Annotated in this window: 19 protein-coding genes; 11 read left to right on the forward strand and 8 right to left on the reverse strand. The window is 34.1% G+C overall.

The features are described from left to right. Window positions 1-74: 74 nt before the first annotated feature. Complete coding sequence (aat, locus tag DFQ09_RS03000; protein ID WP_115808099.1) at window positions 75-713, forward strand: leucyl/phenylalanyl-tRNA--protein transferase; 639 nt, start codon at window positions 75-77, stop codon at window positions 711-713. Here aat and DFQ09_RS03005 read toward each other — a convergent pair. Then, complete coding sequence (locus tag DFQ09_RS03005) at window positions 694-1,257, reverse strand: DNA-3-methyladenine glycosylase I (RefSeq protein WP_115808100.1); 564 nt, start codon at window positions 1,255-1,257, stop codon at window positions 694-696. The two genes, aat and DFQ09_RS03005, sit on opposite strands and share 20 nt — an antisense overlap. A 213-nt stretch (window positions 1,258-1,470) precedes the next feature. Here DFQ09_RS03005 and DFQ09_RS03010 point away from each other — a divergent pair, with 213 nt between their 5' ends. After that, window positions 1,471-2,112: a thioredoxin family protein gene (locus tag DFQ09_RS03010; RefSeq protein WP_245940296.1), complete on the forward strand. Its 642-nt coding sequence runs from the start codon at window positions 1,471-1,473 to the stop codon at window positions 2,110-2,112. Window positions 2,113-2,176: 64 nt separating this feature from the next. Here DFQ09_RS03010 and DFQ09_RS03015 read toward each other — a convergent pair whose 3' ends face one another. The 5 genes from DFQ09_RS03015 to DFQ09_RS03035 all read right to left on the reverse strand — a co-directional run bounded on the left by DFQ09_RS03015 (window position 2,177) and on the right by DFQ09_RS03035 (window position 5,845). Then, entirely contained in the window at window positions 2,177-2,842 is a 666-nt protein-coding gene (locus DFQ09_RS03015) for a hypothetical protein (RefSeq protein ID WP_115808101.1), read from the reverse strand. Window positions 2,843-2,991: 149 nt separating this feature from the next. Continuing rightward, complete coding sequence (gene truB / locus DFQ09_RS03020) at window positions 2,992-3,714, reverse strand: tRNA pseudouridine(55) synthase TruB (protein ID WP_115808102.1); 723 nt, start codon at window positions 3,712-3,714, stop codon at window positions 2,992-2,994. After that, a complete protein-coding gene (locus DFQ09_RS03025; protein ID WP_092466287.1) occupies window positions 3,715-4,506 on the reverse strand; it encodes an undecaprenyl-diphosphate phosphatase in 792 nt (263 codons plus the stop codon). A 56-nt stretch (window positions 4,507-4,562) separates the two neighbouring features. Next, complete coding sequence (locus DFQ09_RS03030) at window positions 4,563-4,826, reverse strand: DUF3098 domain-containing protein (protein ID WP_115808103.1); 264 nt, start codon at window positions 4,824-4,826, stop codon at window positions 4,563-4,565. Window positions 4,827-4,966: 140 nt separating this feature from the next. Beyond that, on the reverse strand, window positions 4,967-5,845 hold the full coding sequence (locus DFQ09_RS03035; protein WP_115808104.1) for a cell division protein FtsX: 879 nt from the start codon (window positions 5,843-5,845) through the stop codon (window positions 4,967-4,969). A gap of 284 nt (window positions 5,846-6,129) precedes the next feature. On the opposite strand from DFQ09_RS03035, the gene DFQ09_RS03040 reads away from it, so the two are divergent. The 6 genes from DFQ09_RS03040 (at window position 6,130) to DFQ09_RS03065 (ending at window position 13,713) form a co-directional block, all read left to right on the forward strand. Next, a complete protein-coding gene (locus tag DFQ09_RS03040) occupies window positions 6,130-9,240 on the forward strand; it encodes a leucine--tRNA ligase (protein WP_115808105.1) in 3,111 nt (1,036 codons plus the stop codon). 25 nt (window positions 9,241-9,265) lie between these two features. Then, entirely contained in the window at window positions 9,266-10,201 is a 936-nt protein-coding gene (locus DFQ09_RS03045) for a DUF4163 domain-containing protein (protein WP_220347450.1), read from the forward strand. A 4-nt stretch (window positions 10,202-10,205) separates the two neighbouring features. After that, window positions 10,206-10,634 carry a hypothetical protein gene (locus DFQ09_RS03050; RefSeq protein ID WP_115808107.1) on the forward strand — a complete coding sequence of 143 codons (429 nt, stop codon included), beginning with the start codon at window positions 10,206-10,208 and terminating at the stop codon, window positions 10,632-10,634. Between the two features lie 348 nt (window positions 10,635-10,982). Further along, on the forward strand, window positions 10,983-12,083 hold the full coding sequence (gene ald / locus DFQ09_RS03055) for an alanine dehydrogenase (protein ID WP_115808108.1): 1,101 nt from the start codon (window positions 10,983-10,985) through the stop codon (window positions 12,081-12,083). Between the two features lie 114 nt (window positions 12,084-12,197). Further along, on the forward strand, window positions 12,198-12,893 hold the full coding sequence (locus DFQ09_RS03060) for a zinc metallopeptidase (protein ID WP_040756752.1): 696 nt from the start codon (window positions 12,198-12,200) through the stop codon (window positions 12,891-12,893). Between the two features lie 112 nt (window positions 12,894-13,005). Then, window positions 13,006-13,713, forward strand: a complete 708-nt coding sequence (locus DFQ09_RS03065) for a Bax inhibitor-1/YccA family protein (RefSeq protein ID WP_115808109.1) — start codon at window positions 13,006-13,008, stop codon at window positions 13,711-13,713. Between the two features lie 384 nt (window positions 13,714-14,097). On the opposite strand, the gene DFQ09_RS03070 is transcribed toward DFQ09_RS03065, so the two are convergent. Next, window positions 14,098-15,636, reverse strand: coding sequence for an Rne/Rng family ribonuclease (locus tag DFQ09_RS03070; protein WP_115808110.1), 1,539 nt, complete (start codon window positions 15,634-15,636; stop codon window positions 14,098-14,100). A 324-nt stretch (window positions 15,637-15,960) separates the two neighbouring features. Further along, a complete protein-coding gene (locus DFQ09_RS03075; RefSeq protein WP_008270198.1) occupies window positions 15,961-16,251 on the reverse strand; it encodes an HU family DNA-binding protein in 291 nt (96 codons plus the stop codon). A gap of 134 nt (window positions 16,252-16,385) precedes the next feature. On the opposite strand from DFQ09_RS03075, the gene mutY reads away from it, so the two are divergent. From mutY to DFQ09_RS03090, 3 genes are all read left to right on the forward strand, one after another. Continuing rightward, window positions 16,386-17,426 (forward strand): A/G-specific adenine glycosylase, encoded by a 1,041-nt coding sequence (gene mutY / locus DFQ09_RS03080; protein ID WP_115808111.1) that lies wholly within the window; start codon window positions 16,386-16,388, stop codon window positions 17,424-17,426. Between the two features lie 88 nt (window positions 17,427-17,514). Continuing rightward, complete coding sequence (locus tag DFQ09_RS03085; protein WP_115808113.1) at window positions 17,515-17,970, forward strand: single-stranded DNA-binding protein; 456 nt, start codon at window positions 17,515-17,517, stop codon at window positions 17,968-17,970. A gap of 20 nt (window positions 17,971-17,990) precedes the next feature. Next, on the forward strand, window positions 17,991-19,310 hold the full coding sequence (locus DFQ09_RS03090; RefSeq protein WP_115808114.1) for a gliding motility-associated protein GldE: 1,320 nt from the start codon (window positions 17,991-17,993) through the stop codon (window positions 19,308-19,310). The last annotated feature ends 84 nt before the right edge of the window (window positions 19,311-19,394 follow it).

A 19,394-nucleotide genomic window follows, 5' to 3' on the forward strand; every position in this document is an offset into this window, starting at 1 on the left:
ATCAACAAAAATCTTTTAACATCAAAGCCAAAGCCTTAATTTTAAATACTGAAAAGCCCACTCAATCTTAACGGATGTACTTTGTAACTGATAAAATAGAATTTCCAGATGTATCTGAAGCCTCCGCCGAAGGGCTTCTTGCTGTTGGTGGTGATTTATCTCCAGAACGCTTAATACATGCTTATTCCAATGGTATATTTCCATGGTTTCAAGATGAAGAGCCTATTCTTTGGTGGTCACCAGATCCGCGATTTATTTTGTTTCCCGAAGATTTAAAAGTCTCTAAAAGCATGAAGCAAGTCCTAAAAAAGGATAATTTTAAAGTTACGATGAACAAAGCGTTTAAAGCTGTAGTAAAAAATTGCGCTAAAGCAAAACGGAACGACCAAGATGGTACTTGGATTACGGAAGGCATGGTAAATGCGTACTACAGATTACATCAACTTGGCTATGCAAAATCTATTGAAGTTTGGCAAAATGATGAATTAGTTGGCGGCTTATATGGTATTGAAATTACCGATTCTGTTTTCTGTGGCGAAAGTATGTTTGCTAAAGTGAGTAATGCAAGCAAAGTGGGTTTTATAACCTTTATTCAAAATTCCAGCTACAAATTAATTGACTGTCAGTTACACACCAAACATCTCGAAAGTTTAGGTGCTAAAAATATATCGCGACCAGAGTTTCTAAATTTTATTAAACCTCATGATACCTAAAACAAGAAACTTCATGGTCATTTACCATACCTGTAGCTTGCATCTGTGCATAAATCACAGTAGAACCTACAAATTTAAATCCACGTTTCTTTAAGTCTTTACTTATGGTATCGCTCAATGGCGTATTTGCGGGAGCCTCTTTATAGATTTTCACCTTGTTTTTGATCGGTGTTCCATCTACAAAATTCCATATGTATTTAGAAAATGACCCAAACTCTTCCTGAATTTTCATAAAAGCCTGTGCATTGCTAATTGTGGCATTCACTTTCAGTTTATTTCTAATGATACCAGCGTCTTGTAATAAGTCTTCAACTTTAGAAGCATCATAGTTTACAATCTTCTTATAATCGAAATTATCGAAAGCCTTTCTGAAATTTTCACGCTTCTTTAAAACAGTGATCCAACTTAATCCCGCTTGAAATGTTTCTAAAATTAAAAATTCAAATAACCTAGCATCATCATAGACAGGAACTCCCCATTCTTCATCGTGATAGGCTTCATATAACGGATCACCAACACACCAACCACATCTGTTTTTACTCATCTTGTAAGGAATTTTATTAGTAAGAATTAATTTATACGTTTTCTGTTTAGGCGAAAATTAGGAATTTTAAAATTAAATGAAAGCTTTTTCTAGTTGCATAGCATCGTTAAGAGACTCTAAAAAGAAAACATTTAAGCTTAAAAGAACAATTTTTTAGCAAATAGAAAGGGTCTAAATTAGTTCTCGACTAATGTAACAACTGTTGCATAAAAAATGGCAATAGATTCTTATTTTTATCCTATGGAAACAGACACACTCACATTAAAAGATATCATCTCAGAAAGTCTAAATAAAAGTATGACTTATGCTGAGTACAGAAACTTAGTTGGCACATTAGTGGAAGAAAAATCAACAACCGGAACTGACCAATCAGACGCCTTAGTTGAATACACATACCTTAACGACAGACGTATGAAACGTTGGGATAAAACCGCAAAAGTTTCGGACGCCGCGAATATTAAGATTGCAAATTTTGATAGAAAAATAACGTGGTTAGTTATTTCGGAAAGTTGGTGTGGAGATGCGGCGCATATTATGCCCATAATTAATAAAGTAGCTGAGCTCAATGGTAATATTGACTATAAAGTGGTACTCAGAGATGAAAACGAAGCACTAATGGATCAGTTTTTAACTAATGGAGGGAAATCAATTCCAAAGTTAATTATGTTAGATACTGAAACCAATACTGTCATAGATTCATTTGGACCACGACCTACAGTTGCGACAAATATGGTGCAAGCTTACAAAGCTGAACATGGCATGTTAACTCCAGAATTTAAAGAAGATTTACAACGTTGGTATAATAAGGATAAAGGGCAATCTACTATTGAAGATTTGGTTGGCTTATTAAAATAAGTCAGGAATTATAGTGACTGAGGGAAGTAGAATTCGGTGGCTGAGCGTAGTCGAAGCCACTATTTTATTTCCCTTTAAACAAAAACGTAATTGTACCTAATTGTTCTTTCTTGTCTGAGGCATCAAACTGAACCGTTTCAGCATAAGAAATCGCATGGTTTATTAAACACTGATTATCAGAATTAGAAGCCCCATTAATATAAGCATCAATAACATCGCCTGCTCCATTAACTCTAATACTCACCACTATTTTTCCACCACTCTCGCATAAATACCGTGGTGTTTTATAATAAGTGAGTGTTCTTCCTTTTAAAGAATAGGTTAATGTACTTTTTGTTTTGGCATGCTCGTCTGCTTGTTTTTTATTCTTGAGACGTTGTTTTAATTCCTCTTGCAATTTTTTATACGATTCTGTGTCTTCAGAATTTAAGGCATAAGCATTACTACCTGCATACGATTTAGTAATGCTTGTTTCCTCTTGTACGTCTTCACTGGCCTTAGCTTCTTCGATGGCCTTTGTGGTACGTTCAAAATCATTTGAGCTAACAGTTTTAAAGTTACGCATCATCTCTTTAAACTCTTGGTCTTCGTTAAACGCTTTGTTTGTAGATTTTCCGTTTATAGCTTCTATATCCTGAAGGTCTTCTTTTTTGATTTCAGGTTCTGGCTCCATGAGATAATAGCTTTCAGAAATTAAATCTTGATGACGTTTTAACTGAATACTAAACATACCAAAGACTACAATTCCTGCTAGAAGAAATGTAATGATTGCGGCTTTATGTTGATCAACAAAATTCAGTATACAATAGTTTTAGTCTATTAATAGATACGAATATAATGAAGAAATAGATTAAGCACCAACCTTAAACCGGTGTTAAATCAGTCTTTAGAAGGTAAATTGGCTATAAAATCTTCTGGAGTTAGCGCATCGTCAACTTTAAAATCGCCAATACGTGTACGTCGTAATGATGATAAATGTGCCCCAGAATTTAAAGCTTTCCCGAAGTCGTTCGCTAAAGATCTAATGTAAGTTCCTTTGCTACACACCACTCTAAAATGCAATTCTAAACCACTTGTACTGAGCGCAGTCGAAGTATTAATTTGAGTGATTTCAAATTCGGTAATTTCTACTTGTCTCGATTTAATTTCAACCTCCTCACCTGCTCTTGCAAATTCGTATAAACGTTTTCCATCTTTCTTAATCGCAGAAAACACTGGTGGAAATTGGTCTATCTGACCTATAAATTGTGGAATTGCATTCTGAATTAATTCTTCTGTAATATGATCCGTCGGAAAGGTTTCATTGACTTCTGTTTCTAAATCAAACGAAGGTGTTGTTCCTCCTAAAACAAATGTCCCAGTATATTCTTTTTCTTGACCTTGAAAAATGTTGATTTGCTTGGTCATTTTACCTGTACAAATCACCAATAAACCTGTCGCTAATGGATCTAAAGTCCCGGCATGACCTACTTTAATTTTTTTAATATCAAAAGCATGTCTAATTTCCCAGCGCAATTTATTAACCGCCTGAAAAGAGGTCCATGTTAATGGCTTGTCTATGAGTAAGACTTGTCCACTTAAATAATCTTCTTTAGTTTTCATTTATACGAGAGACCAAATTATAGCAATAACACCAACAACTACACAATAGATAGCAAAATACGATAACTTACTTTTTTTGACTAAAGCAATCATCCACGTACATGCAAATAAACCGGCAACAAAGGCGGCTATAAAACCAACACTTAAAGCTGTTATATTAGAACTGTCATAGGTTAATTCACCTCCTAAAAGGTCTTTTGCAATCTTACCAAATATTAAAGGCACCACCATTAAAAATGAAAAACGTGCCGCTTTGGTTTTATCGTTTCCTAATAATACTGACGTCGAGATTGTGGCACCAGAACGCGAAATTCCTGGTAGCATAGCAATAGCTTGTGAAACACCAATGATAAAGGCATTAGAAAACGTCACCTTTTTCTGTGTGTCTTTAGCTTTATCTGCTAAGAATAAGAGAATCGCTGTAACAATAAGCATACAACCCACAAGTAAAATATTTCCGTTAAAAAGTTGTTCTAATTCTTCTTCAAAAAAGACACCAACAATAACGGCTGGCAACATGGATAAAGCGATTTTTGAAATAAATTGAAGGTCTTCATTCCATTCAAATTTTAAAACACCTTTTATAATTTGCAGAATATCTTTTCTAAAAATAACCATCGTACTTAATGCTGTCGCAAAATGAAGTACAACCGTAAATAACAAGCTTTCTTTTGGCACAGAATTATCACCAAGAATGGCTTTTCCTATTTCTAGGTGACCACTTGAGGATACAGGTAAAAACTCAGTAAGACCTTGAATAATTCCTAATATAATTGCATCTAAAATTTCCATGAGACAAAAGTATCAATTAAGAGAATGATACGCTGTAAATGTATGTAAAATATGACTTATTTTTTGGCGGCCTTATTTGGATTTAAAAGAATAGCATAGACCTGAATACCAAAGCCAATTAAGACAAGCGTTGGTGCTAAACGAATACGTCTCCAATTGTATATAGACTCATCAAAAACATTAGGGTCGTCACTACCACCTCCAGACATTAATATAAAACCAATAACAATGAATGCTAAACCTATAAATAAGAATTTATAGTTTTTCTTTCCGAAGATGAATTCAGATTTAGAATCTTCCTTACGTTTTTGTTCTCCCATGGTTTTTTTGAGCTATGCTTTAATACGTTGCAAAGTAACAGATTTATTTATTAATATAACTTCGGATTAGTATTTTCCTAACACTTCAATAGTACAAAGACCTATTAAATAGCCTTAATATTCAACATGAAGTCATCAAATTAGTAATACAGATGATCCGTTTTCAAGTTTAAGAAACGTTGTGTAGCAATAAACGTACTAATCCAAGTAATTAAAATACCTAAAACGAATATTCCAATAAACAAACCAGCAATCAATACCGTGTTTCTTAGTAGTTCTAATTCTGGGAACGTTAGGTCTAAATAGTATAAAACAACGGCCATTCCTGCTAATGCAACTAGTGCACCAATGATTCCTAATTGCACACTTTTCCAAACAAAAGGTCTTCGAATAAAGCTTTTTGTCGCCCCAACCATCTGCATGGTTTTTATAATAAAACGCTTAGAGTATACTGCTAAACGAATAGAACTATTAATTAATAACACTGCAATTAACGTAAATAAACCACTAATGATTAACACCCAAAAGGTGATTTTCTTCACATTATCATTCATCAGTTCGACTAAATCATTATCGTATCTAATTTCCTCAATAAACGCTTTAGTAGATAGATTTTCTGTAATTTCAGTCAATTGTTCTGTCGTTACAAAATCGGCTTTTAAGTGCACATCAATCGAATTCTTTAAAGGGTTATAACCCACAAAATCCATAAAGTCTTCACCTGTTTCCGCTTTCATAAACTCAGCCGCTTCTTCCTTAGACACGTAAAGCGCATCTTTGGTATAATCTGCCATCGCTAAACTCTTTTTTAGCTGATTGACTTCAACCTCTTTTGCAGTATCGTTTAAATAAATAGTCATTACCACTTGCTCTTTAAAGTGATCGGCTACTTTTTTAGAGTTGATAACTAAAAGACCTAAACAGCCTAAAAGAAACAAAACCAAAGCGATACTTATCACTACAGAGACGTAAGACGATATAAGTTTACGTTTTTGATATTTGTCAAAAGATGATGCCATGAATGAATGCGGATTTATGCTGTAAAAATAATAAAGAATTTGCTTTCTTACTATTTAATGTTTGGAATAACTGCAAGTGAAACTGTTGATTTTTTAAACGCAATAATTTCAAGTTATAAATAGTCTTTAAGTATTACAACGTTTCGTTTTTAATTGTGTTGTAATAGCTTTAAATTTGTCCTTTAAATTAAAGAAAAATTCGGGCAAAGGCGCTAAGTCACAAAGAAAATTTTCATAAAGATATGCTTTGAGATTCTGCGCCTTTGCGTGAAAAGACAATTAATATGACATACGATTTTAACAGTATAGAGAAAAAGTGGCAAGACCATTGGGCAAAAAACCAAACGTTTAAAGCCTCAAACACCAGCGATAAACCAAAATATTACGTTTTAGATATGTTTCCTTATCCATCTGGAGCAGGTTTGCACGTTGGTCACCCATTGGGTTATATTGCTAGTGATATCTATGCACGTTACAAACGTCATAAAGGTTTTAATGTCTTACATCCGCAAGGCTATGATTCTTTTGGATTGCCTGCAGAGCAATATGCCATTCAAACTGGTCAGCATCCTGCGGTTACTACCGAAGCGAACATAACAACGTACCGTCGTCAGTTAGACCAGATTGGATTTTCTTTCGATTGGAGTCGTGAAGTACGTACTTCTAATCCTGAATATTACAAATGGACCCAATGGATTTTTATTCAATTATTTGAATCTTGGTATAATAACGATTCTAACAAAGCCGAGCATATTGATTCTTTAGTTGAAAAATTTGCTGCAGAAGGAAATGCAACCGTAAATGCTGCTTGTGATGATGATATTGCGACTTTCACTGCGGAAGACTGGAATAATTATTCCTCAGAGCAACAGCAAGACATCCTTTTAAAATACAGATTAACCTATTTAGCGGAAACTGAAGTGAACTGGTGTCCAGAACTAGGAACCGTTTTAGCTAACGATGAAATAGTTAATGGCGTTTCCGAACGTGGAGGCCATTCTGTAGTGCGTAAAAAAATGACCCAATGGAGTATGCGAATTTCAGCTTATGCGGAACGCTTACTACAAGGTTTAGATACCATTGATTGGACCGATGCGTTAAAAGATATTCAAAAAAACTGGATTGGAAAATCGGTTGGAGCAAGTGTGACTTTTAATGTGAATGGACATGACGAGGTTATAGACGTCTTCACCACAAGACCAGATACTATTTTTGGAGTGTCTTTTATGACCCTAGCTCCAGAACACGAATTAGTGTCTAAAATTACAACAGCAGCACAAAAAGAAGCCGTTGAAGCCTATATAGAAAAAACGGCGAAACGTAGCGAACGCGATCGTATGGCCGATGTAAAAACCATTTCTGGAGTATTTACAGGCGCTTATGCGGAACATCCGTTTTCTAAAGAACCAATTCCAATTTGGATTGGCGATTACGTATTAGCAAGCTACGGAACAGGAGCTGTAATGGCGGTGCCTTGTGGTGACCAACGTGATTACGATTTTGCAAAGCATTTTGATATCGCCATTCCAAATATATTTGAAGGTGCCGATATTTCTGAAGAAGCTTTTGCGTCTAAAGACAATGTAAAAATTGCGAATAGTGATTTCCTAAACGGCATGAACTATAAAAAAGCCTCTAAACTCGCGATTTACCAATTAGAGCAATTAGGACAAGGCGAAGGTAAAACCAATTACCGTTTACGAGATGCGGTTTTCTCTCGTCAGCGTTATTGGGGAGAGCCATTCCCAGTGTATTACGTTAACGGTATGCCACAAATGATAGACAAAGCACATTTGCCTATTGTGCTGCCTGAAGTTGAAAAATATTTACCAACCGAAGAAGGTGAACCACCTTTAGGACGTGCAGACGTTTGGGCGTGGGACACAACTCAGTCTTCAGTGGTCAGCAATCAATTGATAGACCATAAAACCGTATTTCCTTTAGAGCTTAATACAATGCCAGGTTGGGCAGGTAGTTCTTGGTATTTCTTCCGTTATATGGAAGATGCTGCTAATAGAGATGGTGTTTTTGCAAGTGAAGACGCCCTTAAATATTGGGAAAATGTAGATTTATATATTGGTGGTAGCGAACATGCTACAGGTCACCTACTCTACTCTCGTTTCTGGGTGAAATTATTAAAAGATCGCGGTTTCGTCAATGTTGAAGAGCCTTTTAAAAAGTTAATTAACCAAGGGATGATATTGGGGACTAGTGCTTTTGTTTATAGAGTTGATCTTTTATCTCATTTATCTACAACATCAAAAGATTTTAAAGACCCTAGCTTAAGCAAAGCTCTTTATATTTCACATGATAGCTTTAAGAAATATGAAGACTTATATAAATTTATACTAAGTTCAAAAATTTCTGCAGAAGATAAGAACACATTTGCCAATGGTAATGGTTTCACTAAAGGTTTAGCTAGCATTATTGAAGATACTGTATTTTTCGATTTATTAAACGATGATCAAAAAGAGACTATAAGTACTTTTCAAGAATTATATAAAGCAGTTCAAAAAGATATATATAGTCAGAATGCAGGTGCAATCATTGAAGGCCTTAATTTTTCAGCTATTCATGTAAAAGTACAATATGTAAATGCTTCGGATGAGTTAGATATTGAAGGTTTAAAAACTGATGGAGAATTTGGTGAAGATTTTAAAGATGCTGAATTTATACGTGAAGATGGAGTTTATAAAGTAGGTAGAGATGTCGAAAAAATGTCTAAATCTAAATATAACGTCGTCAATCCAGATAGTATTTGTGCCGACTACGGAGCAGACAGTCTAAGATTGTACGAAATGTTCTTAGGACCATTAGAACAATACAAACCTTGGAATACCGCTGGTATTACAGGAGTCCATAACTTCCTTAAAAAACTATGGAAATTATATGTTGGTGATGATGGCTTAAAAGTTAATAATGCACAGCCCACTGCTGACAACTTAAAAACATTACATAAAACGATTAAAAAGGTTGAAGAAGACATTGAGAATTTCTCTTTCAATACGTCGGTTTCTACTTTTATGATTGCTGTAAATGAGTTAACGGCTCAGAAGTGTACAAGCAAAGATATTTTAGAACCTTTATTGATTTTAATTTCTCCTTATGCTCCGCATATCGCAGAAGAATTATGGTCGCAATTAGGTAATGCTAATTCTATATCAACGGTTCAATTTCCAATATTTGATGGCAGTCACTTAGTAGAAAGCAGTAAAAAATATCCAATATCATTTAACGGTAAAATGCGTTTTACACTAGAGTTACCAATGGATATGAGTAAAGACGATATTGAAAAAACCGTTATGGCTCACGAAAAAACAATTGCACAATTAGAAGGTAGAACACCTAAAAAAGTGATTGTAGTGCCTGGTAAAATTGTAAATATTGTTGGGTAAACTTCTAAAACATATCATCATAACTTTGTTGCCAATTATAAGTTGGTCTCAAAGTTATGTTGGTACGGTTTCCAACTATCCTATTCATTTAGAACTTAGTAGTTACCCACATGATAACGACTCCACTTCTGGCGAATTAAAAGGCTATTATTTTTACGATTCTAAATTGATTAGCATTCCTCTAAAAGGACGCTATAATGATGAATCTATCACTTTAATTGACGGTTATTTTTATAATCCTGACAGAGTTAGTGATGCTGATGAAGTTTTTCAATTAACTAAAAAAGGCAACCAACTTATTGGACATCTTACTTTAAAAGAGGAAACCCATAATGTTATTTTAACTGAAACAGAACAAGAGCCTTTAGAGGAATTCAGAAATCCTAAACTGACATTTATTAAAGATAGTATCGTTAATTACAAGGACAAACAGTTAGTTTGGTTTCATGAAAAATATTCTAAGCTCCCCTTATTTAGATTAGGCAACGGATTTTCAAAAGAACAACGTGCGGTATTTAATCCTATTCTTGATGCTATTCATTTGGAAGATGCCAAAGATAATTTAGATTGTAATTCTTGGTTCGAAATTTCATACGACATCAACCTCGTCGATAGTAAATTTATAAGTTATTTAAAATATTACAGCGTCTATTGTGGTGGCGCGCATCCTGCTCATGGCAATGTTGCTTATAATTTTAACCTTGAAACCTTAGAAGTTATTGAGAAGATTGAATCGTTATATCCAAAGGTTGATTTCTTTCAAAAGTTAAAAACCAAATATGATAATACAGAAGCTGATCTTCAGGAAGAATGCGAAACCTTTGTTGACGACAGTTATTGGCAGTACAAAACATGGAATTTAACACCCGAAGGTGTACTACTTATTCCTAGTTATCCGCACGCTTTAACACCTTGCGAAGAAAATTATTTTTTAAGTTATTCTGAACTTACCAAAGCCTAGCATTATGATTTCAGATAAACCGTCATTAGAAAAACCCACACCTAAAAAGGAGCGTAAACCGCTTAAGGATTATTTTGATTTTCGTAATAATCAGATCAATCAAATTGGTTTGATACTTTTTTCTGCATTTATAATTAGCACCTCTATACATTTCTTTTTTGAAGAACGTTTTACCGAAGCGCAGTGGCAAACACAACCCATGACGCGTCATAAAATTGTAAATGACCTTATTGACTCTCGTGTTTTATTGAACGAATCGAAACCCAATGTCATAAAACGCTTAGGTCAGCCAAGTTATATTTTAACTAAAGACATCATATTATATGAGCTTGGCTTAGCGCCACAATTTAACAGCGACCAAGTAGAACATCTCTATATTGAGTTTAGTAATGAGAAGGTTTCTAAAGTGTCTTTAACACTGTATGACTACTAATGCCTCAGCTTTAACCCTATGTTTATTTGTAACATTGTTTAGAGCATCAATATTCACAACACCACTTCCTCCAAAATTTCTATCATTATCCTAATATCATATTGCCCTCAAAGACAACTCGATTTTTAAGAGTTTTCAAAATTAAAGCGTCATAATACTGATTTCATAAAAATAAAATCATCGTTATATTAAAATTTGCACAGCTAGTTTTTTTGATGGTACTTTCTTACTCATATTAATCTCAGAATCTACAAAACACATGAAATGAGCTTAATTAAAAAATTGAATCTAATCGATAATTTAATTAGCGAATTCCATTTGACAGATTTATTAAATTAAAAAAAACCTATGAAAATCGGAGTTCCAAAGGAAATCAAAAACAATGAAAACAGAGTTGGTATGACACCATCTGGCGTTTTCGAGCTAACAAAAAACAAACACACAGTCTATGTTCAGAAAGATGCTGGTTTTGGTAGTGGATTTTCGGATTTAGATTATATAAATGCTGGAGCCATAGTGTTAGAAACTATAACCGATGTTTATACGTCTAGCGACATGATTGTAAAGGTAAAAGAACCCATTGAAGAAGAATATCCTTTAATACAATCGCATCATGTGGTATTTACCTATTTTCATTTTGCGTCTAGCGAACCTTTAACAAAAGCCATGTTAAAAAGCGAATCGGTTTGTATTGCCTACGAAACGGTTGAAGATAAAGATGGCACACTTCCATTATTAACACCAATGTCTGAAGTTGCCGGAAGAATGGCGATTCAACAAGGTGCTAAATATTTAGAAAAACCGATTAAAGGTCGTGGTGTATTATTAGGTGGAGTGCCAGGTGTACCACCGGGTCGTGTTTTAGTTTTGGGTGCTGGTATCGTTGGTATCCAAGCAGCTAAAATGGCTGCGGGTTTAGGTGCTCATGTTACTGTTATGGACATCAATATGAAACAACTGCGTTATGTAAACGACGTTATGCCTAGCCATGTGGTGACTGAATTTTCAAGTGAATATAATATTAGAAGACGTATAAAAGATCATGATTTAATTATTGGTGGTGTCTTAGTAAGAGGAGCAAAAGCACCGAAACTAATTACAAGAGATATGCTTAAAGATATGCGCCCAGGCACTGTTTTGGTGGATGTCGCTGTAGATCAAGGTGGTTGTATGGAAACCACAAAAGCAACAACACACGAGGACCCTACATTTATTATAGACGATGTTGTACATTATTGTGTCGCTAATATGCCAGGAGCTGTGCCATACACGTCAACTTTAGCTTTAACTAATGTTACCTTACCTTATGTATTACGTTTAGCAAATCAGGGTTGGGAAACGGCATGTAAAAATGACGAAACCTTAGCAAAAGGATTAAACATTGTTAAAGGCAAAATCGTTTATGAAGAAATCGCTGAAGCCTTCAATTGGTCTGTTGATGCTATGTAAAGTGAGCCATTGTCATCTAAAATCCTGACAAAATTTCTTAACTCAAATTTGGCTCATTATTTGCAATTCATTTATTAAATTTACATGAATTAAAAATTTCAAATTATGAGTGGAATGATAGGATATTACATACTAATTGGTGCTATTGCTTTAGTGAGCTGGTTAGTGAGTAATCAACTTAAAAAGAAATTTGCCAAATACTCCAAAATTCAATTACGAAATGGTTTATCTGGTAGAGAAATTGCAGAAAAAATGTTGGCGGATAATGGTATTACTGATGTAGAGGTTATTTCTACACCAGGACAATTAACAGATCATTACAATCCAAAAAATAAAACAGTTAACTTAAGTGAGTCTGTTTATAATCAAAGAAACGCTGCTTCGGCTGCTGTTGCTGCTCACGAATGTGGACACGCCGTACAACATGCACAAGCTTATAGTGCTTTAGGTATGCGTTCAGCATTAGTACCAATTGTAAGTGTTACTTCTGGAATGTCGCAATGGTTAGTCATTGGTGGTTTAATCTTAGGTGCCGCTGCAGGAGTTGGTTTAGGGTATTGGGTAGCCGTTGCTGGTTTAGTTTTTATGGGCTTTGCGACATTATTTAGCTTTATTACCTTACCTGTAGAATACGACGCAAGTAACAGAGCTTTAGCTTGGTTAAAAAACAAAAACATGCTTACACCAGACGAATATAAAGGTTCTGAAGATGCGTTGAAATGGGCAGCTAGAACGTATTTGGTTGCTGCAATAGGTGCATTAGCGTCTTTATTGTATTGGGCATTGCAAGTATTTGGAGGTAGAGATTAATAACTTAAAACATATACATACAATTAAAGCTCTGAGTAATCGGAGCTTTTTTTATTTGAAATACTATTGAAATTACATACATTAGTTAAACTAACCAATCCTTAAATCTAAAATGGAACAACAATTCCCAGGAAAAATTATGATCGGCAGTCTATCTGAAGTTGATCGTGTTGCTTTTTACAAAAAAACATACTCACATGTGGCCGGCGGTGTGCTTGTCTTTATTTTGTTTGAATACCTTTTACTCCAAAGTGAAATGGTCGTCAGTTTTATGCTCTCTATGACACAAGGCTATAAATGGCTATTGTTACTAGGAGGTTTTATGTTAGCCACAAATTATGCCGAAGGCATGGCTATGAAAACAACCGATAAAAACATGCAGTACCTAGCCTATGGTATTTATATATTTTTTGAAGCTTTAATTTTTGTCCCAATGCTATATATGGTAACAGAATTAATGGGACCTTCTGGTTCAGATGTTCTTTATCAAGCTTCTATAGTGACTTTAGCACTGTTTACAGGTTTATCTGCAGCAGTATTAATGACAAAAACTGATTTTTCATTTCTAAAAACAGGATTAACTATTGGGTTTTTCATTGCTATTGGATTAATCGTTGCTGGAACCCTATTTGGTTTTGACCTAGGCTTATGGTTTTCTGTTGGGATGTGTCTGTTAGCTGGTGGATCGATTTTATATCAAACATCTAATTTGGTGAAAACTTATGGAGTGGAAGATTACATTCCTGCAGCCTTAGGTTTGTTTGCTTCATTAATGTTATTGTTTTGGTATATCCTTAGAATATTTATGTCTAGAGATTAATACTAACTCGTATATAATTTACAAAAGCCCAACTAAAAATTTTAGTTGGGCTTTTCTATTAAGTCATTTATTTTATCTCCAATTATGTTAAAAAAACCAAAATAAAGGTAATATAACATATAATCATATTAAATCTGTTGTTTTCTAAAGCTTATAAGTGGCGTAAATTTGCACCCGCTTTAAAAAGCACAATACATTAAATATAAAAATTATGAAAACAAGTAACAGAACAGTAACAGAGAGTAAAGTAGGAACGAAAACGTTAAAATTTAGTAACGCAAGTTCACTAGTTTGGAATACAAAAAGACGTTACAGATAGATATAAATTTACTTTAAAAGTAAAAAGCCCAACTGAAATTTTCAGTTGGGCTTTTCTAATAGATATTATTCAATTTTGTCACCATTTTTATCGTAAAAATGATATTCAAGATAAGTGTAAGCATCTCTAGGTAAAATTTTCACCCATTTTTTATGTTCAATAAACCACTTTGAACGCACTGATGGAAACCCTTTGGTTAAAAAGGCCGCTATAAAAGGATGTGTATTAAGAGTCACCTTTTTATAGTCTTTTTTCAAAATCCGTTGTAGGTCTTGATTAATACGTTCCACCACTTTAATTGGTGCTTCGATTTCATCGCCTAATACATTAGGATTTTCTTCTTTCGTTTTAATATTGCGTTCTGGCCTAACGCGCTGTCTGGTTATTTGCACTAATCCAAACTTACTCGGCGGCAATATTTTATGCTTTGCTTTATCATCTTTCATCTCATCTCTAAGATAATTATAAAGCTTTTTTCTGTTTTCTGCTTTTCCCATATCGATAAAATCGATAACGATAATGCCTCCCATATCACGTAAACGCAATTGTCTGGCAATTTCTTGAGCAGAAATCATGTTGACTTCTAAAGCCGTATCTTCTTGGTTCTTCTCTTTATTAGAGCGATTACCACTGTTTACGTCTACAACATGAAGCGCTTCGGTATGTTCTATAACCAAATAAGCCCCTCTTGACATAGATACTGTACGACCAAATGATGTTTTTATTTGGCGTTCGATACCAAATTTCTCGAAAATAGGGCCATTTTTGTGATACTTCACTATGGATTCCTTGTTCGGTGCAATTTGCTGCACATAATCTTTTACTTGTACATACATTTCTTCATCATCTACAATAATACCAGAGAATGAATCATTAAAAATATCTCTCAAAATTGAGGATGCTTTGTTCATTTCTCCCAATACTTTAGTTGGGTGATGTGCTTTGTACAATTTTTTACACATTGCTGTCCATCGATCCAGCAAATTCTGTAAATCACTATCGAGCTCGGCAACTTTCTTGCCTTCAGCTACTGTACGAATAATAACCCCAAAACCTTTAGGAGTGATACTTTTAACGAGTCTTTTAAGGCGGTCTTTTTCTTCTTGCGATTCAATTTTTTGAGAAATTGAAATACGGTTAGAAAAAGGCACCAAGACAATGTATCTTCCAGCAATAGACAGTTCTGAGCTAATGCGTGGTCCCTTAGTAGAGATTGGTTCCTTTACTACTTGTACTAAAATGGATTGATTAGATTTTATGGCATTTGCAATGCTGCCATTTTTATCTAAATCCTTTTCCATAGGAAAGTCCTTAAGGGTATAATCCTTTAATTTTCCTGTGCTTACACGTTTAATGAATTTTAAAAGCGAAGGCATTTGCGGTCCTAGATCATGATAGTGTAAAAAACCATCTTTCTCATAGCCGACGTTAACAAACGCGGCGTTTAGACCAGGAATGACTTTGCGTATTTTGGCAATAAAAATATCACCAACCGCAAAGTTATTATCCTCTTCGTCTTTGTGTAATTCAATAAGTTTTCCATCTTTTAATAAGGCAAAATCAACAATATCTGAACTCGATCTTACGATTAATTCCTTGTTCATAATGTTAATTTATATCTAGCTCTTCATTGAGATAGATGGATTTCACTAAATTATTTGACACAGGTCTCCCGATTCTAAGTATCGGGAATACCAACAAATTTGGCAACACTCTATTAAATGCCGCAAATTCTATATCAAAGAACGTTTCTCTAAAACTGAAAAAAGTAGTTATAAAACTACTTTTAACAATTTATTTTTTCTTGTGACGATTAGCGCGTCTACGTTTCTTACGCTTGTGCGTCGCTACCTTGTGTCTTTTTCTTTTTTTACCACTTGGCATAATAAATAATGCTTTTTAAATTAATATTTTGTTTAAATGCTTTCTTAGTTAACCTCCACATTAGATTTAACTCCTTCTAAAAATACTTTAGCAGGCTTAAATGCAGGAATGTTGTGTGCAGGAATTTTTATTGTAGTATTCTTTGAAATATTACGACCTGTTTTTTCAGCTCTTGTTTTAATAATGAAACTTCCGAAACCTCTTAAATATACGTTATCTCCGCTCTCTAAAGATGTTTTTACTTCTTCCATAAAGGTTTCAACGGTCGCTTGGACATCACCTTTTTCGATACCTAATTTATCAGATATTTTCGCTACTAAATCAGCTTTTGTCATTTTTTACTAGTTTTAGGGTTACTATAAATTCTAAGGGATGCAAATATAGGTAATTTAATTTCAATAGTTCAAACGTAATTAATTAAAATTTAACACAATAAACATTTAGTTTTGCTTTTCATTAAAAAAACGAAATGGATTTTAATCACAAACTAATCAGCTGGTATTCAGACAAAAAGAGGGAGTTACCTTGGCGAGAAACCAGCAATCCTTACTACATTTGGCTATCCGAAATAATTTTACAACAAACCCAAGTTAAGCAAGGGTTACCGTATTATAACGCATTTATTACGCAATACCCTACCATTTTTGACCTTGCTAATGCCTCTGAAACGTCAATTTTAAAATTATGGCAAGGCTTAGGTTACTATTCTAGAGCTCGAAATCTACATTTTACAGCAAAACACATTGTTAATGAGTTGAATGGTAAATTTCCGGACACGTATAACGACTTATTAAAATTAAAAGGAGTTGGTGACTATACCGCAAGTGCCATCGCTTCGATTGCATTTAACGAAGTGGCAGCTGTTGTTGACGGCAATGTATACCGCGTATTATCGCGGTATTTCGGTATTGAAACTCCTATAAATTCAACTTTAGGCATAAAAGAATTCAAATCTTTAGCTTCAACATTAATAGATCTCCATCAACCAGCAACATATAACCAAGCGATAATGGAGTTTGGAGCTATACAGTGTAAACCAAAAAATCCAGATTGTTCTGTTTGCCCTTTTCAAGATAGTTGTGTAGCACTCCAAAATCAAATGGTTGACGTACTCCCTGTAAAGTTGAAGAAAACTAAGGTCACTGTTAAATACTTTAATTTTTTAGTGTTTATGGATCCTAATAAAAAGACGCTTTTTGAAAAACGCACAAAAAAAGGCATTTGGCAGCACCTCTATCAATTCCCTTTAATAGAATCTGAAAAAAGTTTGACTCCAGAAGAGTTTCATCTTTTAAATTTTGAAGACTACGTATTAAAACAGGAAACATTAGATTACTCTTTATATAATGAAGCAGATATTGTACACAAATTATCGCATCAGCATTTGCATACTAAATTTTGGATTATTGATGTAGCGGAGCTTCCAGAAGAGGCGATTTTAATAAAAACCCTTACAAAATATCCCTCTCCTGTGCTTATAAGTGAATTTATAGACAATTTCAGTTTTTAGAACCCTAAAGAAATCACATTTTTTTACTACTTTTAAAGTAGTGGTTACGCAATTGAGTAACTTTACAACTTATTAAAAATTTATTATTATGTCTGGAACTTTAAATAAAGTAATGTTGATTGGAAATTTAGGCGACGAAGTAAAAATGCATTATTTTGATGATAAAAACTGTGTTGGCCGCTTTCCTCTTGCAACGAGTGAAACTTATGTAAGTAAGCAAACTAACGAGCGTGTTTCAAATACAGAATGGCATAATATTGTTGTTAGAAACAAAGCCGCTGAGATTTGTGAAAAATATCTTACTAAAGGTGACAAAGTCTATATTGAAGGCCGAATTAAAACTAGAAAATGGACCGATGACAAAGGTATGGAGCGTTATTCTACAGAAATTCAATGTGATGATTTTACGTTTTTAACACCAAAAACAGATCAACAATCCTCACAACAATCAAAAAAGTCTAACCCATCTAATGCGACTTCTCAATCGCAACCTTCTGCACCGACGAGCTCAGAGTCAGAAGAAAATGATGATTTACCATTTTAACCATTTAATCTCACTTAATTTTGGACCCAGAACCCACGGTTTTAATTTCATCCTTATTAATCGCTAATGCTTCATTTATTTCAAGTATTATCATAATTATAATTTTACTAACCTGTTCAGCTTTAATTTCGGGTGCTGAAGTTGCTGTATTCTCTTTAACAAAAACAAACTTAGACGAGGGCTTAGAAAACAAGTCACCAGCTATGTTAATTATTGCAAAGCTTTTAGAGCGGCCAAAAAAATTACTTGCCACCATATTAGTCGCTAACAATTTTATAAATATTGCGGTTGTTTTGCTCTTTGCTTATGTAGGAGAAACATTGTTTAGTGGCATTACTCATACCCTTTTTCGATTTTTGGTTGAAGTTATTTCTGCAACATTTTTAATTTTATTGTTTGGAGAAATTATTCCTAAAATTTATGCCAGTAGAAATAGCGTAAAATTCTCTTCATTTATGGCGAGACCTTTACGGGTTTTAGATGTTATTTTTTCACCTTTAAGTTTACCGATGCGTTATGTAACCATTCAAATTCATAATAAATTTGGAAAACAACGTTCTAATCTTAGTGTCGATCAATTATCACAAGCTTTAGAATTAACGAATGATAAGGACACTACAAAAGAGGAACAAAAACTATTAAAAGGAATTGTGTCTTTTGGAAACACAGACACCAAGCAAGTGATGCGTCCTCGAATGGACTTATTTGCACTAAGTATTAATACTCCTTACGACACCATTATTAGTCAAATTATTGACAATGGCTATTCTAGGATTCCGGTTTATGAAGAAAGTATTGATACCATAAAAGGAGTCCTTTATGTAAAGGATTTATTACCACATTTAAATAAGAAAACATTTGACTGGACCACCATTTTACGTGAACCTTTCTTTGTACCCGAAAACAAGAAACTAGATGATTTAATGGTAGAGTTTCAAACCAAAAAAGTGCATCTTGCTGTTGTTGTTGATGAATACGGAGGGACGTCTGGTTTAGTATCTTTAGAAGATATTATTGAGGAAATTGTTGGAGATATCAGTGACGAATATGATGATGACGATTTAATTTACACTAAACTCAACAATAACAATTATAGTTTTGAAGGCAAAACACCTTTAAAAGACGTTTATAAAATAGTTGGAATTGAAGACGATGCTGAATATTTTGAAGCCAAAAAAGGAGATGCTGAAACCCTTGCCGGCTTTGTTTTAGAGATTTCTGGTGGATTTCCGAGAATAGGAAGTAAAATAAATTTTAAAAATTACGTTTTCACTGTAGAAGCCTTAGAACGCAAACGTATTAAACAAATAAAACTCACTTTATTAGACGCACAAGAGTAATCCACGCCTATTAAACGTATTATTATTTACGAGATTGGTTAATACCAAACACTAGGTGCACCTTATAAAAACAATAAATAAAAC

It is taken from the genome of Winogradskyella pacifica (genome assembly GCF_003386275.1).
GTDB lineage: Bacteria > Bacteroidota > Bacteroidia > Flavobacteriales > Flavobacteriaceae > Winogradskyella > Winogradskyella pacifica.

Coding starts and splice junctions, on each gene's coding strand:
- DFQ09_RS03040 (WP_115808105.1), top strand. CDS start 6,130: ATGACATACGATTTTAACAGTATAGAGAAAAAGTGGCAAGACCATTGG.
- DFQ09_RS03060 (WP_040756752.1), top strand. CDS start 12,198: ATGATAGGATATTACATACTAATTGGTGCTATTGCTTTAGTGAGCTGG.
- mutY (WP_115808111.1), top strand. CDS start 16,386: ATGGATTTTAATCACAAACTAATCAGCTGGTATTCAGACAAAAAGAGG.
- DFQ09_RS03065 (WP_115808109.1), top strand. CDS start 13,006: ATGGAACAACAATTCCCAGGAAAAATTATGATCGGCAGTCTATCTGAA.
- DFQ09_RS03050 (WP_115808107.1), top strand. CDS start 10,206: ATGATTTCAGATAAACCGTCATTAGAAAAACCCACACCTAAAAAGGAG.
- truB (WP_115808102.1), bottom strand. CDS start 3,714: ATGAAAACTAAAGAAGATTATTTAAGTGGACAAGTCTTACTCATAGAC.
- DFQ09_RS03070 (WP_115808110.1), bottom strand. CDS start 15,636: ATGAACAAGGAATTAATCGTAAGATCGAGTTCAGATATTGTTGATTTT.
- DFQ09_RS03015 (WP_115808101.1), bottom strand. CDS start 2,842: ATGTTTAGTATTCAGTTAAAACGTCATCAAGATTTAATTTCTGAAAGC.
- DFQ09_RS03035 (WP_115808104.1), bottom strand. CDS start 5,845: ATGGCATCATCTTTTGACAAATATCAAAAACGTAAACTTATATCGTCT.
- DFQ09_RS03085 (WP_115808113.1), top strand. CDS start 17,515: ATGTCTGGAACTTTAAATAAAGTAATGTTGATTGGAAATTTAGGCGAC.
- DFQ09_RS03010 (WP_245940296.1), top strand. CDS start 1,471: ATGGCAATAGATTCTTATTTTTATCCTATGGAAACAGACACACTCACA.
- ald (WP_115808108.1), top strand. CDS start 10,983: ATGAAAATCGGAGTTCCAAAGGAAATCAAAAACAATGAAAACAGAGTT.
- DFQ09_RS03075 (WP_008270198.1), bottom strand. CDS start 16,251: ATGACAAAAGCTGATTTAGTAGCGAAAATATCTGATAAATTAGGTATC.
- aat (WP_115808099.1), top strand. CDS start 75: ATGTACTTTGTAACTGATAAAATAGAATTTCCAGATGTATCTGAAGCC.
- DFQ09_RS03025 (WP_092466287.1), bottom strand. CDS start 4,506: ATGGAAATTTTAGATGCAATTATATTAGGAATTATTCAAGGTCTTACT.
- DFQ09_RS03030 (WP_115808103.1), bottom strand. CDS start 4,826: ATGGGAGAACAAAAACGTAAGGAAGATTCTAAATCTGAATTCATCTTC.
- DFQ09_RS03005 (WP_115808100.1), bottom strand. CDS start 1,257: ATGAGTAAAAACAGATGTGGTTGGTGTGTTGGTGATCCGTTATATGAA.